This is a genomic window from Roseateles albus (assembly GCF_028595345.1).
GTDB lineage: Bacteria > Pseudomonadota > Gammaproteobacteria > Burkholderiales > Burkholderiaceae_C > Paucibacter_A > Paucibacter_A albus.
On record NZ_JAQQXT010000016.1, the window covers coordinates 76,763 to 91,361 of the forward strand.

13 protein-coding genes and 6 tRNA genes are annotated in these 14,599 nt (G+C 59.8%); 11 read left to right on the forward strand and 8 right to left on the reverse strand.

The genetic code is table 11. The annotated features are described in order from the left end of the window. The first annotated feature begins 21 nt into the window (after window positions 1-21). From purF to PRZ03_RS20805, 9 genes are all read left to right on the forward strand, one after another. Complete coding sequence (gene purF, locus PRZ03_RS20765) at window positions 22-1,536, forward strand: amidophosphoribosyltransferase (protein ID WP_273602074.1); 1,515 nt, start codon at window positions 22-24, stop codon at window positions 1,534-1,536. After that, entirely contained in the window at window positions 1,533-2,786 is a 1,254-nt protein-coding gene (locus PRZ03_RS20770) for an O-succinylhomoserine sulfhydrylase (protein WP_273602075.1), read from the forward strand. Before purF ends, PRZ03_RS20770 begins: the two co-directional genes overlap by 4 nt. Continuing rightward, complete coding sequence (gltX, locus tag PRZ03_RS20775) at window positions 2,783-4,186, forward strand: glutamate--tRNA ligase (RefSeq protein ID WP_273602076.1); 1,404 nt, start codon at window positions 2,783-2,785, stop codon at window positions 4,184-4,186. The genes PRZ03_RS20770 and gltX overlap by 4 nt, the downstream gene beginning before the upstream one ends. Before the next feature lie 79 nt (window positions 4,187-4,265). Beyond that, window positions 4,266-4,341, forward strand: a tRNA-Ala gene (locus tag PRZ03_RS20780). A 64-nt stretch (window positions 4,342-4,405) separates the two neighbouring features. After that, window positions 4,406-4,481: transfer RNA gene (locus tag PRZ03_RS20785), tRNA-Glu, on the forward strand. 84 nt (window positions 4,482-4,565) lie between these two features. Further along, window positions 4,566-4,642 (forward strand) — tRNA-Asp (locus PRZ03_RS20790). Window positions 4,643-4,794: 152 nt separating this feature from the next. Then, window positions 4,795-4,870: transfer RNA gene (locus PRZ03_RS20795), tRNA-Ala, on the forward strand. 57 nt (window positions 4,871-4,927) lie between these two features. Beyond that, window positions 4,928-5,003 (forward strand) — tRNA-Glu (locus tag PRZ03_RS20800). Between the two features lie 77 nt (window positions 5,004-5,080). After that, window positions 5,081-5,157: transfer RNA gene (locus tag PRZ03_RS20805), tRNA-Asp, on the forward strand. A 195-nt stretch (window positions 5,158-5,352) separates the two neighbouring features. Here the strand turns inward: PRZ03_RS20805 and lexA are convergent. Beyond that, window positions 5,353-6,084: a transcriptional repressor LexA gene (lexA, locus tag PRZ03_RS20810; protein WP_273602077.1), complete on the reverse strand. Its 732-nt coding sequence runs from the start codon at window positions 6,082-6,084 to the stop codon at window positions 5,353-5,355. A 99-nt stretch (window positions 6,085-6,183) separates the two neighbouring features. Between lexA and PRZ03_RS20815 the strand changes: the two genes are divergently transcribed. Next, window positions 6,184-7,131 (forward strand): asparaginase, encoded by a 948-nt coding sequence (locus tag PRZ03_RS20815; protein ID WP_273602078.1) that lies wholly within the window; start codon window positions 6,184-6,186, stop codon window positions 7,129-7,131. Window positions 7,132-7,148: 17 nt separating this feature from the next. Here PRZ03_RS20815 and PRZ03_RS20820 read toward each other — a convergent pair whose 3' ends face one another. Together PRZ03_RS20820 and PRZ03_RS20825 are read right to left on the reverse strand one after the other, a co-directional pair. Further along, the gene (locus PRZ03_RS20820; protein WP_263535411.1) at window positions 7,149-7,574 is read right to left on the reverse strand and encodes an organic hydroperoxide resistance protein; all 426 of its coding nucleotides are present in this window, start codon (window positions 7,572-7,574) and stop codon (window positions 7,149-7,151) included. A gap of 17 nt (window positions 7,575-7,591) precedes the next feature. Then, window positions 7,592-8,086 carry a MarR family winged helix-turn-helix transcriptional regulator gene (locus PRZ03_RS20825; protein ID WP_273602079.1) on the reverse strand — a complete coding sequence of 165 codons (495 nt, stop codon included), beginning with the start codon at window positions 8,084-8,086 and terminating at the stop codon, window positions 7,592-7,594. 73 nt (window positions 8,087-8,159) lie between these two features. Between PRZ03_RS20825 and PRZ03_RS20830 the strand changes: the two genes are divergently transcribed. After that, window positions 8,160-8,519 (forward strand): DUF1304 domain-containing protein, encoded by a 360-nt coding sequence (locus PRZ03_RS20830; protein ID WP_273602107.1) that lies wholly within the window; start codon window positions 8,160-8,162, stop codon window positions 8,517-8,519. Between the two features lies 1 nt (window position 8,520). Here PRZ03_RS20830 and PRZ03_RS20835 read toward each other — a convergent pair whose 3' ends face one another. Genes PRZ03_RS20835 through dapD form a run of 5 tightly spaced genes read right to left on the reverse strand, consistent with a single transcriptional unit; the run spans window position 8,521 to window position 14,589 of the window. Then, on the reverse strand, window positions 8,521-10,515 hold the full coding sequence (locus PRZ03_RS20835) for an ABC-F family ATP-binding cassette domain-containing protein (RefSeq protein ID WP_273602080.1): 1,995 nt from the start codon (window positions 10,513-10,515) through the stop codon (window positions 8,521-8,523). After that, entirely contained in the window at window positions 10,512-11,405 is an 894-nt protein-coding gene (gene prmB, locus PRZ03_RS20840) for a 50S ribosomal protein L3 N(5)-glutamine methyltransferase (RefSeq protein WP_273602081.1), read from the reverse strand. The genes PRZ03_RS20835 and prmB overlap by 4 nt, the downstream gene beginning before the upstream one ends. Next, entirely contained in the window at window positions 11,402-12,547 is a 1,146-nt protein-coding gene (gene dapE, locus PRZ03_RS20845; protein WP_273602082.1) for a succinyl-diaminopimelate desuccinylase, read from the reverse strand. Before dapE ends, prmB begins: the two co-directional genes overlap by 4 nt. A 26-nt stretch (window positions 12,548-12,573) precedes the next feature. Continuing rightward, complete coding sequence (locus PRZ03_RS20850; RefSeq protein ID WP_263535416.1) at window positions 12,574-13,731, reverse strand: PilT/PilU family type 4a pilus ATPase; 1,158 nt, start codon at window positions 13,729-13,731, stop codon at window positions 12,574-12,576. A gap of 36 nt (window positions 13,732-13,767) precedes the next feature. Then, window positions 13,768-14,589, reverse strand: coding sequence for a 2,3,4,5-tetrahydropyridine-2,6-dicarboxylate N-succinyltransferase (gene dapD / locus PRZ03_RS20855; protein WP_263535417.1), 822 nt, complete (start codon window positions 14,587-14,589; stop codon window positions 13,768-13,770). Window positions 14,590-14,599 lie beyond the last annotated feature (10 nt).

The window sequence follows — 14,599 nt, forward strand, 5'->3', positions numbered from 1 at the left end:
CCCTCAAGACAAGGAAATACCATGTGCGGCATCGTCGGCGTGATCTCTCGCTCACCGGTCAACCAGCTGATCTATGACGGCCTGCTGCTTTTGCAGCATCGCGGTCAAGATGCCGCTGGCATCGTCACCATGCAAGGCAATAAATGCTTTATGCACAAGGCCCGCGGCATGGTGCGCGACGTGTTTCGTACCCGCAATATGCGCGCCTTGCCCGGCAATATTGGCCTGGGGCAGACACGCTACCCCACCGCCGGCAACGCCTATAACGAAGAAGAGGCGCAGCCTTTCTACGTCAACGCGCCTTTTGGTCTGGTGCTGGTGCACAACGGTAACTTGACCAATGCGCAACGCCTCAAGACTGAGCTTTACGACATCGACCGCCGCCACATCAACACCGAGAGCGATTCGGAAGTTCTGCTCAATGTGTTGGCGCATGAAATTGAGCAGGTGGTGCGTGACGCGCCGCTGACCCCCGAAGGCATGTTCAAGGCCGTTAGCGCGGTGCATAAGCGCATCAAGGGCTCTTATGCGGTGATCGCGCTGATCGCGGGTCACGGCATGTTGGCGTTTCGCGACCCCTTTGGTATCCGCCCGCTGTGTTTCGGTCAGGCCGAAGATGGCGAGCATATGGTCGCCAGTGAAAGCGTGGCACTCGAAGGCACCGGCTTCAAATTGACGCGCGATGTCGCGCCCGGCGAGGCCCTGTTCATCGATATGCAAGGCAAATTGCACACCCAGCAATGCGCTGAGAATCCCACGCTGAACCCCTGCATGTTCGAGTTCGTTTACCTGGCGCGCCCGGACTCCGTGATGGACGGCATCTCGGTCTACCAAGCGCGCCTGAATATGGGTGAGACCCTGGCTCAGCGTTTGATTTCCACCATGCCGCCAAGCGATATCGACGTGGTGATCCCGATCCCGGAGTCCAGCCGGCCGTCCGCGATGCAACTGGCGCACCGCATCGGCAAGCCTTACCGGGAAGGCTTCGTCAAAAACCGCTATGTCGGCCGCACCTTCATCATGCCGGGCCAGGGCGAGCGTAAAAAATCAGTGCGCCAAAAGCTCAATGCGATCGGCTTGGAGTTCAAAAACCGCAATGTCTTGCTGGTTGACGACTCGATCGTGCGCGGCACCACCTCGAAAGAAATCGTGCAGATGGCGCGTGAGGCCGGGGCACGCAAGGTCTATTTGGCCTCGGCAGCGCCGCCGGTGCGCTTTCGCAATGTCTACGGCATCGACATGCCGACCAGCGAAGAGTTGGTTGCACACAACCGCAGCAACGAGGAAATTCGTCAGTTCATCGGCGCCGACGCCCTGATCTATCAAGATGTTGATGCGATGAAGCGTGTTGTCGCCGCCTTGCAACCGGCCTTGCAGGGGTTTGAGGCCTCTTGCTTTGACGGTGTCTATGTCACCGGTGATGTGACTGCCGAAGACTTCGCCAAGCTCGAAGCGCAGCGGCGCAGCCAGGGTGAAGAAGAAGACGGCCCAGCGCGCACAAGGCTGGCCTTGCAAAGTGGGGGTGAGGGCCGATGAGCAACGCGGTTAGCAAAGACGCGGCCCGCCGTTTGGCCCGCGCGCAATTACCGGACGGTTTGCGCCCCGAGACCTTGGCCGTACGCACGGCCTTGGCGCCCAGCCAGCATGGCGAAAACTCCGAAGCGCTGTTCTTGACCAGCGCCTATGTGCAGCCCGACGCCGAAACTTCCGCACAGCGCTTCGCAGCGTCGGAGGATTTCACCTATTCGCGCACCAGCAATCCGACCGTGCGTAGCTTGGAGATGCGTCTGGCCGCGATGGAGGGAACGGAAGCCGCCATCGCTACCTCGACCGGCATGAGCGCCATCCTCTTGCTCTGCATGGGCTTGCTCAAAGCAGGCGACCATGTGATTTGCTCGCGTTCGGTGTTCGGTTCGACCATTAATTTGTTTGCCAAAGAGTTCGGCAAGTTCGGCGTCGAGACCAGTTTTGTTTCGCAGACCGATTTGCAGGAATGGCAATCTGCAGTTCGTCCGAACACACGCATTTTCTTTGCCGAGACACCGACCAACCCGCTCACCGAGATTTGCGATATCCGGGCGCTGGCCGATATAGCGCATGCGTGCGGCGCCTTGCTGGTGGTGGACAACACCTATTCGACACCAGCCTTGCAGCAACCGGCCAAGCTCGGTGCGGATCTGATCATGCATTCGGCGACCAAGTATATGGATGGTCAGGGCCGAGTCATGGCAGGGGCTTTGTGTGGCCCCAACCATCTGATCAAGGACGTTTTTGCGCCGGTCTTGCGCACCGTTGGCATGACGCTCGCACCGTTCAATGCCTGGGTTGTTCTCAAAGGTCTGGAGACGCTCAGCCTGCGCATGCGTGCGCAAAGCGAGCAGGCCCTGGCCGTGGCGCGTTGGCTGGAGGCCCGGCCCGAAGTGGCTCGCGTCTATTGCCCCTCGCTGCCTTCGCATCCCCAGCATGAGCTGGCGATGCGTCAGCAATCGGGGCAGGGCGGGGCAGTGTTGTCGTTTGAGCTTCGGGCGCCAACGCCCGAAGCGGCAAGAGCGGCCGCTTTTCACGTAATCGACAGCACGCGTGTGCTGAGCATCGCCACCAATCTGGGCGACACCAAGTCCATCATCACGCACCCGGCCACCACTTCGCATGGGCGCCTCAGCGAAGCTCAGCGCCAAGCCGCCGGTCTCAGCCAAGGGCTGATCCGCCTGGCCGTGGGGCTGGAGCATGTGGACGACATCACCGACGATTTGCTGCGTGGACTTTCTACCTTGACCGCCCTATGAGCCTGAATTCAAACACTCCCATCCGCACGCGTATCGCGCCATCGCCCACCGGCTTCTTGCACCTGGGTACGGCCCGCACGGCCCTGTATTCCTGGGCTTTTGCGCGCCACTTTGGCGGCAAGTTTGTGCTGCGCATCGAAGACACCGACGTGGCACGCTCGACCCAGGACTCGGTCGAGCAGATCCTTGCCTCGATGAAATGGCTGGGTCTGGACTATGACGAAGGTCCGATCTATCAAATGCAGCGCCTGGAGCGCTATAGCGCCGTGGTGGAACAGTTGATTGCTGAAGGCAAGGCCTACCGCTGCTATTGCTCGCCGGCCGAACTCGACGAGATGCGTGAGGCCCAACGCGCACGCGGTGAAAAAACGCATTACGACCGTCGCTGGCGGCCGGAGCCGGGCAAGGTCTTGCCTGCAGCACCCGAAGGCGTGCAAGCGGTTGTGCGTTTCAAGAATCCGCTTGAGGGCGATGTGACTTGGGATGATGTGGTCAAAGGTCCGATCACCATCAATAACCGCGAGATCGATGACCTGATCATCGTGCGCCCGGATGGCGTGCCGACCTATAACTTCTGCGTCGTGGTCGACGATTGGGACATGGCCATCAGCCATGTCTTCCGCGGCGATGAGCATGTCAACAACACGCCCTGGCAGATCAATATCTTCAACGCACTCGGTGCACCATTGCCGCGTTTCGGTCATGTGCCGGTGATTCTGGGTGACGACGGCCAGAAGCTGTCCAAGCGTCGTGGCGCTGTCAGCGTGACTGCTTACGAAGATGCGGGCTATCTGCCCGAGGCAATGTTGAATTACCTGTCGCGCCTGGGTTGGAGTCACGGTGATGAAGAGTTGTTCTCGCGCGAGCAACTGGTGTCGTGGTTTGACGGCACGCACCTGAGCAAGAGTCCGGCGCAATGGGATCCGGCCAAGCTGGAATGGGTGAACAGCCAGTACATCAAGCAAGCCGATGACGAGCGATTGGCCGTTCTGGTAGCTGCTCAATTACTAAAGCGTGGCCTGAATGTCGATGCTGAGGCCTTGGTTCCCATGTGCGCGCTCTTCAAAGACCGCTGCGCGACCACGGTCGCATTGGCGGACTGGCTGAGCATGTACTTCGCGCCGGTCCAGCCCAGCGCTGAAGATTTGGCGGCGCATGTCACCGAAACGGTAAAACCAGCGCTGCAAGCCTTGGCCGCTAAGTTTGCGGAGATTGACTGGAACAAGGTCGCCATTGCCGCTGCGATCAAGGAAACCGTCGCCGCGCATGGTCTGAAGATGCCGCTTTTGGCGATGCCGGTGCGGGCATTGGTGTGCGGACGGGTGCAAACCCCGAGCGTTGATGCTGTGTTGGCACTGTTTCCAAAAGAAATTGTGATCGAACGCTTGCGCAACTCATAAAATTCGTACTACAATCTACGTCTTGCTTGAACAGCGCGAAACGACAAGGCCTTGGAATTCAAGGTTTTGGAAGTTTTAAGGGGGTATAGCTCAGCTGGGAGAGCGCTTGCATGGCATGCAAGAGGTCAACGGTTCGATCCCGTTTATCTCCACCAAATATTATCGGTATAATGTTGATACTATTTGGATGGCGCGCAGTTCAGGAAGTTAGAAGGTTTAGTCCCCTTCGTCTAGAGGCCTAGGACACCACCCTTTCACGGTGACTACAGGGGTTCGAATCCCCTAGGGGACGCCAAGTTTTACAAAGCTTGGTAGTTGTTTGAAAATTTCAAAACAACTACAAATTTGTTAAGTATATATGTGATACACTTATATGCATGGAGTGGTAGTTCAGTTGGTTAGAATACCGGCCTGTCACGCCGGGGGTCGCGGGTTCGAGTCCCGTCCACTCCGCCAAAATTGTGACGTTCAGCAAGATGCTGAATTGGTTTGAAGCAGCGAAGTATTTGCTGTTAGGTATCGCTAAAAGCGGCCAAGATATTGGCCGCTTGTTTTTGAGTAGTGCAGTATTGAATAATCAAGCTTGAACAGCGCGATGCCCGGAATTTGGGGGTATAGCTCAGCTGGGAGAGCGCTTGCATGGCATGCAAGAGGTCAACGGTTCGATCCCGTTTATCTCCACCATTTGCTTTAGGGCGAGTGGCAGGCGCGCAGTTCAGGTGATTAAAATTTGAAGGTTTAGTCCCCTTCGTCTAGAGGCCTAGGACACCACCCTTTCACGGTGACTACAGGGGTTCGAATCCCCTAGGGGACGCCAAGTTTGACAATGCTTGGTATTCGTCGCAAAGATGAATACAAATTTTGTTCGATGCGCTGAAGCAATTCAATGCATTTGGAGTGGTAGTTCAGTTGGTTAGAATACCGGCCTGTCACGCCGGGGGTCGCGGGTTCGAGTCCCGTCCACTCCGCCAATATTGAAAGCCCCGGAAACATTTGTTTCCGGGGCTTTTTCTTTTACTGGTACAGCTTAGGCATCCTATAGCCAGTGCTGCATCATTTTGGATGTACAGCAAGATATCTCAGCCAATAAGATATCTCAGCCAATAAGATATCTCAGTCAATAGAAGCCGAGTTTGTCTGCAAGTCAAACTCAGCTTCACGATAGTTCAGAGAAACATCTGATTTCTTATCAATCCCACCGCCAAGCCCTCAAGCGAGAAACTCTCGTCGCCGGACTTGATGAGAATGGGTGAGAACTCAGGGTTCTCTGGCAAGAGCTCAATACCGCTGCGGCTGCGCTTAAAACGTTTCACCGTGACTTCGTCGCCAATACGGGCCACCACGATTTGGCCATTGCTGGCTTCACTGATCTTCTGGACGGCGAGCAAGTCGCCGTCCATGATGCCAATGTCTTTCATGCTCATGCCCCGCACCTTGAGCAAGAAATCCGGTTGGCGAGCGAACATATTCGCTTCAACGGTATAACTTTGTTCAATATGTTCTTGTGCCAGGATGGGCTGGCCTGCCGCTACCCGGCCTACCAGCGGCAAGGTGAGCTGCGCCAAACTCGCCAAAGGCAGGCTGAATTGAGTGCCAAACGATCGCTGTTTTGACTCTGATTCGGGAGCCTTGCGGCCGTCTCTCGCGTCCCGAGCCTCGTTCAAGGCGCGTAATGTGTCAGACTTCAGCCTGATGCCTCTCGAGGTGCCGCCGACCAATTCGATCACGCCTTTGCGGGCAAGGGCTTGCAGATGTTCTTCGGCGGCATTGGCGGAGCGAAATCCTAACTCTCGTGCAATTTCGGCTCGGGTTGGCGGCGCACCGGTGCTTTCAATGGCGCTGCGTACCAAGTCGAGGATTTGCTGCTGGCGGGCGGTGAGTTTGGGGCTGACATCCATGGAAGTCCTCTTTTATTGCTGGCCTGAATATATATCCAGTAACTGTATTTTCATCCAGGTTGACGAAAATTGCAAAACACAAATGAACTGATCAGTGGTTTGTCCCAAACAAACCGTGCGGATTTGGTGGTGATATTGGGCACCGGCGGCACGATTGCCGGCACAGCGCAAGATGCAGCCGACAACGTCGGCTATCAGGCGGCGCAGTTGGGCGTTGCAGAATTGGTGCAGGCTATTCCGCCTTTGGGGCGACGGCGGCTAGAAACCGAGCAAGTTGCCCAACTAGACAGCAAGGACATGGACTTTGCGACATGGCAAAAGCTCGCTGTACGCGTGGCAGCGCATCTGGCCAGGCCCGAAGTTGCAGGCATCGTCATCACCCACGGTACCGACACCTTGGAGGAAACCGCTTACTTTTTGCATCGCGTATTGGCACCTAGCAAGCCCTTGGTGCTGACCGCTGCGATGCGGCCTGCGACAGCGCTGCAAACCGACGGTCCGCAGAATTTGCTGGATGCCGTCAATGTCGCACTTGACCCTCAAGCGCATGGCGTGCTGGTCGTTTTTGCGGGTGCCGTGCATTCGGCCGCTCAAGTGCGCAAGATTCACAGCTACCGGGTGGATGCTTTCGCTTCGGTCGATGGCGCGCGGCTGGCAGTGGTGGAAGAGGGCGCGGTGCGATGGCTGGGCGCGCTTGAAGCCGGACAGCCGCCCTTTGGGCTGAGCCTTGTCAGTGCCGCAGCAGCGAACTGGCCCCGCGTGGAAGTTTTGCTGAACTACGCCGGCGCTGATGGTGCGATGGTCGATGCGCTGGTCAATTCCGGCGTGAATGGGCTGGTGGTAGCAGGCACCGGCAATGGCAGTCTGTCGCTGAAATTGGACGCCGCCTTGCGCGCAGCCCAGGCACGGGGGGTGGCCGTGCTGCGCAGCACTCGCTGTGATGCCGGCCCGGTGACCGAGTCCGCAGACGCCTTGCCCAGCGCCGGTGCGCTTAGCCCGGTCAAGGCCCGGGTCGAGTTGCTGCTCAGGCTGATGGCGGCCGGCTGACTGGCCGCCATCGAGTCTTAGACCACTGTCAAGGTCACGTCGATATTGCCGCGCGTGGCGTTGGAGTAGGGGCAGACTTGGTGGGCAGCTTGGACCAACTGTTCTGCTGCTTCACGCTCCATGCCGGGCAGGCTGATATGCAAGGCCACCTGGATGCTGAAGCCGGTTGGAATTGGGCCAATGCCCACATCGGCGGTGATGGAAAGATCCGCCGGCAGGGCCGTCTTCGTCTTGCCCGCTACGGCCTTCATCGCGCCAATGAAACAGGCCGAATAGCCCGCCGCAAACAACTGCTCCGGATTGGTGCCAGGGCCACCTGCGCCGCCCAGTTCTTTGGGGGTCGACAAGGTGACGCTGAGCGCGCCGTCCGGGGTTGCCGAGGTGCCTTCGCGGCCACCGGTGGAAGTTGCGTGGGCGGTGTAGAGAACTTTTTCGAGTGCCATTTTGCTGAAGTCTTTCTTCAAGGTTTGAGGGAAGGAACGGGGGAGTTATTGAGCTGCTGGCGCAGCTGATGCAGGCGCTGCGTCAGTGATTGGAGCTCTTCAAGCGTGCAGGCGGTCGCGCAGGCCATTTGTGGCGGAATCTGGCGGGCTCGCACGCGTAGCGCGTTACCTGCTTCACTCAGGAAAATATCGACCCGGCGCTCATCGTCAAGAGCGCGTCGTCGATTGATCAAGCCATTGTTTTCGAGGCGTTTGAGCAAGGGCGTTAGGGTGCCGGAATCGAGCGACAGGCGTTGCCCAAGGTTTGAAACGCTGACGCCATCCGACTCCCAGAGCAGCAACATCACCAAGTACTGCGGGTACGTGAGCCCAAGCGCCGCAAGCAAGGGTTTGTATTGCTTGGTCATTGCCAAAGAACTGGCATAAAGCGCAAAGCAGAGTTGCCGGTCCAGGTGCAGCCATTCGTCGGCACTGGACCTCGCTACTGCTGAAATGGCTTTTCGACTAGGCATGGGATGTAATGTAGGGTGCAATTCAATTGCATGCAATCTAAGTGGTTATTTGCAAACGGAGAGAGTCTCGATGATGACGCTGATCGCAAACGCTTTGCTGGCCCTGGTGGCTGGCCTGCACATCTATTTTTTGGTGCTGGAGATGTTTCTGTGGACCAAGCCGCTGGGGCTGAAGACCTTCAGGCTGACGCCCGAATTTGCCCAGGCCAGCAAGGCGCTGGCCGCTAATCAGGGGCTGTACAACGGCTTCCTCGCCGCGGGCCTGCTCTGGGGTTTGAGCTTGGGCGCTGCCGGCCATGCGGTGCAGTTGTTCTTCTTGGGTTGTGTGGTGGTAGCGGGCCTGTTTGGCGCCGCCACCGTCAGCCGCAAGATTGCTTTCATCCAGGCGCTGCCGGCCGCCTTGGGAGTGGCGGCCGTGCTGCTGAGCGCCTGACTTAGTTCGCGGCGTGGAGAGCGTCGACCTCGGCGCTGAGCTCCAGCCAGCGCAGCTCGGCAGCTGCGAGTTCGTCGTGAATCGCCTTGAGGCGCCGGCCGGACTCAGCAATTTGCGACGGTGAAGCGTTGCCCGCGCCGAGTTGCGCTTCGACCGCCGTGCGTTCGTCCGCCAGCTTGTTCAACGTGGCGTCGATAGCGTCCATTTCGCGGCGCAGCGGTTTGGTCTGTTCGGCCAGTTTTTGGCGGGCCTGCCCGCTGATCTTGCGGTCTGTTGGCGCGGCTGCGGCTACTGGCGCAGCGGCAACAGCCGCGACGGGCTTGGCGGTTTGTTTGCCAAAGTTCTTGGCCGCAGCCTTGGCGGCTTCTTTGGCGGCCTTGGCGGCCTCCTTGGATTGATCCAGCAGCCACTTTTGGTAGTCGTCCAGATCGCCGTCAAACGGTGCCACCACGCCCTTGGCCACCAGCCAGAACTCGTCGCAAACCTCACGCAGCAAGGCGCGGTCATGGCTGACCAGCATCACCGTGCCTTCGAACTCGTTCAGCGCCATCGACAGCGCCTCACGCGTGTTCAAGTCCAGATGGTTGGTTGGTTCGTCCAGAAGCAAGAGGTTGGGGCGCTGCCAGACCAGCATGGCCAGCACGAGGCGCGCTTTCTCACCGCCCGAGAGGCTGCCGACCTCTTGATTCACCATCGCGCCGACAAAGCGGAACTGGCCCAAAAAGTCGCGCAACTCCTGCTCGCGCGCGCCGGTCCCGCCGTTGGCCGCCATGTCCTTGGCCAAGCGCACCATGTGCGAGAGCGGGCCTTCATCGGGGCGCAAGACGTCCATTTCCTGCTGGGCAAAGTAGCCAATCGTCAGGCCCTTGCCTTCGGTGATCATGCCGCCCATCGCGCGCTGCGCGCGGGCGACGGTCTTCACCAAGGTCGACTTGCCCTGGCCGTTGGCACCCAAGATGCCGATGCGCTGGCCCGCGAGGACCGAGCGGTTGATGCCGCGCACGATCACGTTCTCGCCTTCGTCGGTGTCGTAGCCGCAGGCGACTTCGTCAAACATCAACATCGGATTGGGCAGGTTCAGCGGCTCGCGGAACTCGAACGAAAAATCGGCCGAAGCCAAGACAGGCGCCAAGCGCTCCATACGCTCCAGCGCCTTGACCCGGCTTTGCGCCTGCTTGGCCTTGCTGGCCTTGGCCTTGAAGCGGTCGATGAACTTCTGCAAATGCTCAATGCGGTCTTGCTGCTTGCCAAACGCTGCCGCCTGCAAGACCATGCGCTCGGCGCGCATCGACTCAAAGGCGGTGTAGTTGCCGCCGTAGCGCATCAGCTTGGCTTCGTCCAGATGCAGGGTTACTTTCGTGATCGCGTCGAGGAATTCGCGGTCATGGCTGATCACGATCAGCGTGCCTTCGTAGCGCATCAACCAGGCTTCCAGCCACACCAAGGCGTCCAAGTCCAAGTGGTTGGTCGGCTCGTCCAGCAGCATCAGCTCTGCCGGGCACATCAGCGCACGGGCGAGCTGCAAGCGCATGCGCCAGCCGCCCGAGAAGCTGTTCACTGGGGCGTCAACTTGCGCGCCCTTGAAACCCAGGCCCATCAGCAGCGCTTGCGCACGCGGGCGGGCGTCAAAGGCGCCAGCGTCGCTGAGCATGGCGTGGGCATCGGCCATCGCGTGGCCGTCTTCGGCGGCTTCGGCCGCGTCCAATGCCATGCGGGCTTCCATCAGGCGGCGGTCACCTTCCAGCACATAGTCGGTGGCCGGCATTTCGGTCTCCGGCATGTCCTGCGCAACTTCGCCGACCGCCCATTGACGCGGGATATCGACCTCGCCCTTGTCGTTTTGCAGTCGGTTGGTCAGCATCGCAAAGAGGCTGGATTTGCCGGCGCCGTTGCGCCCGACCAGGCCGATTTTTTCACCCGGTTGCAGGGTGACGGAGGCGTCGTCGAGGACGACCTTGGTGCCGCGCCGCAGCGTGATATTGCGTAGCGTGATCATGATGCGAGTAGGGCCTTTTCTTTTCTCAATGCTGCAGGGGTAACGATTAACACTTGATAGTCTCCGGCCGATGTTGCCATCCAGGCCACTTCAAGCTGCGGGAAGGCAGCGTAAAAATATTCGCACTCATTGCCGATTTCCAGCACCAGCAGACCGTTCTCGGTCAAATGCTCGGCGGCTTGACTGAGCAAGCGGCGCACAAAATCCATGCCGTCCGCGCCGCCCGCCAGGGCCAGCTCGGGCTCGGCGCGGTACTCGGCGGGCAGCGTGCTCATAGCATCCGCGTTGACATAGGGCGGATTGCACAAAATCAGGTCATAACGCGCAGCTTCGGCGGCCACCGGCGCGAAGCCGTCGCCTTGCAGCAAGCGGATGCGCTCGCCAAGCCCATGCTTGTCGACGTTGATGCGCGCGACCGCAAGAGCATCCGCGCTGAGGTCGATCGCGTCGACCTGCAATTCGGGCCAAGCCATCGCGGCCAGCACGGCCAGCGAGCCGTTGCCGGTGCAGAGGTCCAACACGCGACGGGTCTGGTCTGACAACCAGGAATCGATCGCCTCATCGGCGATCAACTCGGCAATCAGGCTGCGCGGCACGATGGCTCGCTCGTCGATATAGAAGGGCACGCCCTGCAGCCATGCTTCCTGGGTCAAATAGGCGGCGGGCTTGCGGGTGGTGATGCGCTGCTCGAGCAAGGCCTCAATTTTGGCCAAGCTTTCAGGGCTCACCTCGATTTGCTCATGCTCGTCCAGGCTGTCGAGCGGGAAGCCGCAGCTCCACAGCACCAGCCAGGCGGCTTCATCAAAGGCATTCGTTGTGCCATGCCCAAACGAAACGCCCGCTTCGGTCAAGCGGGCGGCGCTTTGTTCAATACAGTCAATCAGCTTCACAGCAGTAGGTTCTCCAGCGTCAAGCGGTAAATATTTTTCAAGGGATCCAGGCTGTCGGCGGGCAGGTACTCGTCGATCTTGTGGATGCTGGCGTTGATGGGCCCAAACTCGATCACCTGGGGGCAGATCTTGGCGATGAATCGCCCGTCCGAGGTGCCGCCGGTGGTGGAGAGTTGGGCCGTGAGGCCGGTCTCTTGGCGAATCGCGGCGCAGACGGCCTCGCTCAAGCTGCCGACCGGCGTCAAAAACGGCTCGCCGCCCAGCGTCCAGTCCAGTGCGTATTCGAGGCCGTGGCGCTCCAGCAGCGCCAATACGCGGGCCTTCAAGCCTTCTGGTGTCGACTCGGTCGAGAAGCGGAAATTGAAGTCCAGCACCATCTCGCCCGGGATCACATTCGTCGCTCCGCTGCCGGCGCTGATATTGGAGATTTGGAAGGTGGTAGCTGGGAAATATTCGTTACCCGCGTCCCAGACCATGCTTGCCAATTCGGCCAAGGCCGGTGCTGCTTGATGGACCGGGTTGCGGGCCAATTGTGGATAGGCCACATGACCTTGAATGCCCTTGACCCTGAGCTTGCCGCTGAGCGTGCCGCGCCGGCCATTCTTCAACATGTCGCCGACCTTGTCGACGGAGGTCGGCTCGCCGACGATGCAGTAGTCCAAACGCTGGCCACGTGCCTGTAAAACCTGGCAGCAAACCTTGGTGCCATCGATGGACGGGCCTTCCTCGTCGCTGGTCAGCAAGAAGGCCAGGCTGCCCGCATGATCCGGGTGGGCGGCGACGAATTCTTCGGCCGCGACCACCATCGCAGCGACCGAACCCTTCATATCGGCGGCGCCACGCCCGTAGATCCGGCCGTCCCGGTAGCTGGGCACAAAAGGGTCGCTGGCCCAGGCGTCCAGCCGGCCCGGCGGCACCACATCGGTGTGGCCGGCGAACATCAGCACCGGCTGCTCGGCCCGACCCCGCTTGATCGCCCATAGATTGCTAACGTGGAAATTCTCCGGGCCGCTGTCCATGCGTTCGATCTCGAAACCGATAGCCGCCAAGCGCGCGGCAATCAGCTCTTGGCAGCCGGCATCCAGCGGCGTGACGGACGGGCGCGCGATCAGCGCCTCAAGCAGGGCAAGGGTGTCGGACATGTCTTTTTCTTGTTATTGAAGCGGCTTCAGTCCTGGCGCACGTCCAGGGTGATCTCGGTAAAACTGGCCTCGTCACTTGGCGTTGCTTCGGGCTGCTTGGCCGAGGGCTTGCTGGCGCCGGGTGCGTCGTTTTGCAAGCGCCAGAGCAGATTGGTCGGCGAGTCGGCAAAGGCCAAGCCTTCTTCGCGGGTGATGGTGCCGTCGACAATCAGGCGGGCGAAATGTTCTTCATAAGTCTGCGAGCCTTCGGCCATGGATTTTTCCATCGCCTCTTTGACGCCGGCAAAGTCGCCATGCTCGATCAACTCGGAGATCAGCTTGGTGTTGAGCAAGATCTCGATCACCGGGATGCGCCCGCCTGCCGAGGCGCGCACCAAGCGCTGCGACACGATGGACTTCAGGCCCGCCGCCAAGTCGTTCAACAAGGCCGGGCGCGATTCCGGCGTGTAGAAAGACAATATCCGGTTCAGTGCGTGATAGCTGTTATTGCCGTGCAAGGTGGCCAGCACCAGGTGGCCCGACAGTGCGTAGGAGATCGCCGCCGTCATGGTCTCGCGGTCGCGGATTTCGCCGATCAAGATGCAGTCGGGCGCTTGGCGCAAGGCATTCTTCAGGGCAATCTGCAGCGAGGCGGTGTCGCGCCCGACTTCGCGTTGGTTGACCACAGAGCGCTTGTTGCTAAACAGATATTCAAGCGGATCCTCGATGGTGAGGATGTGGCCGCTCATATTCTGGTTGCGCTGCTCCAGCATCGAGGCCAGCGTCGTGCTTTTGCCCGTGCCGGTGGCGCCGACCATCAAGATCAGCCCGCGTTTTTCTTGCACCAGCTTGCCCAAGACCGGCGGCAGATTGAGCTGCTCCAGGGACGGGATATTGTGTGGAATATGGCGGAACACGCCGGCAATGCTGCCGCGCTGGCGAAAGCCAGAAAGTCGAAAACTCCCGACCTTGCTGACCGAAACGGCCATATTAAGCTCGCCGGTTGCGTCCAGCTCGGCCAGCTGCGCGGGCTCCACTACCTCGGCAATCAACTGCCGCGGCTGGGTATGCGTGAGGACCTGGTCGGACAACTGCACGATCTGCCCGTTCAGGCGAATCAAAACAGGCATATTGGCCGACAGGTAAACGTCAGACGCGCCTTTATCCGCCATCAAGCGCAAGATGCGCTCCATGTTCCCTGACATTTCTAGCCCTCGCTCAAGCTGGCGTGCATTTGAAAATCAGTCGCGCAAGAGGTCGTTGATGCTGGTCTTGGCGCGTGTGCCGGCGTCAACCTTCTTCACGATGATGGCGGCATACAGGCTGTACTTGCCGTTGTTTTTGGGCAGGCTGCCGCTGATCACGACCGAGCCGGCCGGCACGCGACCGTAAGTGACGGTGTCGAGTTCGCGGTCATAAATCGGCGTGCTCTGGCCGATGTAGACGCCCATCGAGATGACCGAGTTTTCTTCGACGATCACGCCCTCGACCACTTCCGAGCGGGCGCCGATGAAGCAGTTGTCTTCGATGATGGTCGGGTTGCCTTGCAGCGGCTCCAGCACGCCGCCGATGCCCACACCGCCGCTCAGGTGCACGTTCTTGCCGATCTGGGCGCAGCTGCCCACGGTGGCCCAGGTGTCGACCATGGTGCCTTCATCGACATAGGCGCCGATGTTCACATAGGACGGCATCAGGATCACGTTCTTGGCCAGGAAGCTGCCGCGTCGGGCGACGGCCGGCGGCACCACGCGCACGCCCGTGGCGCGAATCGCCTCTTCGGACAGGCCGCCGAACTTGGTCGGCACCTTGTCGAAGAAGGTCATGTCACCGGCGCCCATCAAGCGGTTGTCGTTCAGACGGAAGGACAGGAGCACCGCCTTCTTGACCCATTGATGCACGACCCATTGGCCCACCGACTGGCGCTCGGCGACGCGCAGGCGGCCGGCGTCCAGCTCGGCCATCACCTGTTCAACCGCTTCGCGCACTTCGGGTGCATTGGCAGCATTGATGGAGGCGCGACCTTCCCAGGCCAGGTCGATGGTGGATTGCAATGGATGGGTCATGAGTCGGCTC

What these genes read in the sequence shown, in the direction of transcription:
- dapE (WP_273602082.1), bottom strand. Translation starts at nt 12,547, where the DNA reads ATGTCCGACACCCTTGCCCTGCTTGAGGCGCTGATCGCGCGCCCGTCC.
- PRZ03_RS20770 (WP_273602075.1), top strand. Translation starts at nt 1,533, where the DNA reads ATGAGCAACGCGGTTAGCAAAGACGCGGCCCGCCGTTTGGCCCGCGCG.
- PRZ03_RS20820 (WP_263535411.1), bottom strand. Translation starts at nt 7,574, where the DNA reads ATGGCACTCGAAAAAGTTCTCTACACCGCCCACGCAACTTCCACCGGT.
- PRZ03_RS20830 (WP_273602107.1), top strand. Translation starts at nt 8,160, where the DNA reads ATGACGCTGATCGCAAACGCTTTGCTGGCCCTGGTGGCTGGCCTGCAC.
- gltX (WP_273602076.1), top strand. Translation starts at nt 2,783, where the DNA reads ATGAGCCTGAATTCAAACACTCCCATCCGCACGCGTATCGCGCCATCG.
- lexA (WP_273602077.1), bottom strand. Translation starts at nt 6,084, where the DNA reads ATGGATGTCAGCCCCAAACTCACCGCCCGCCAGCAGCAAATCCTCGAC.
- dapD (WP_263535417.1), bottom strand. Translation starts at nt 14,589, where the DNA reads ATGACCCATCCATTGCAATCCACCATCGACCTGGCCTGGGAAGGTCGC.
- purF (WP_273602074.1), top strand. Translation starts at nt 22, where the DNA reads ATGTGCGGCATCGTCGGCGTGATCTCTCGCTCACCGGTCAACCAGCTG.
- PRZ03_RS20835 (WP_273602080.1), bottom strand. Translation starts at nt 10,515, where the DNA reads ATGATCACGCTACGCAATATCACGCTGCGGCGCGGCACCAAGGTCGTC.
- PRZ03_RS20825 (WP_273602079.1), bottom strand. Translation starts at nt 8,086, where the DNA reads ATGCCTAGTCGAAAAGCCATTTCAGCAGTAGCGAGGTCCAGTGCCGAC.
- PRZ03_RS20850 (WP_263535416.1), bottom strand. Translation starts at nt 13,731, where the DNA reads ATGTCAGGGAACATGGAGCGCATCTTGCGCTTGATGGCGGATAAAGGC.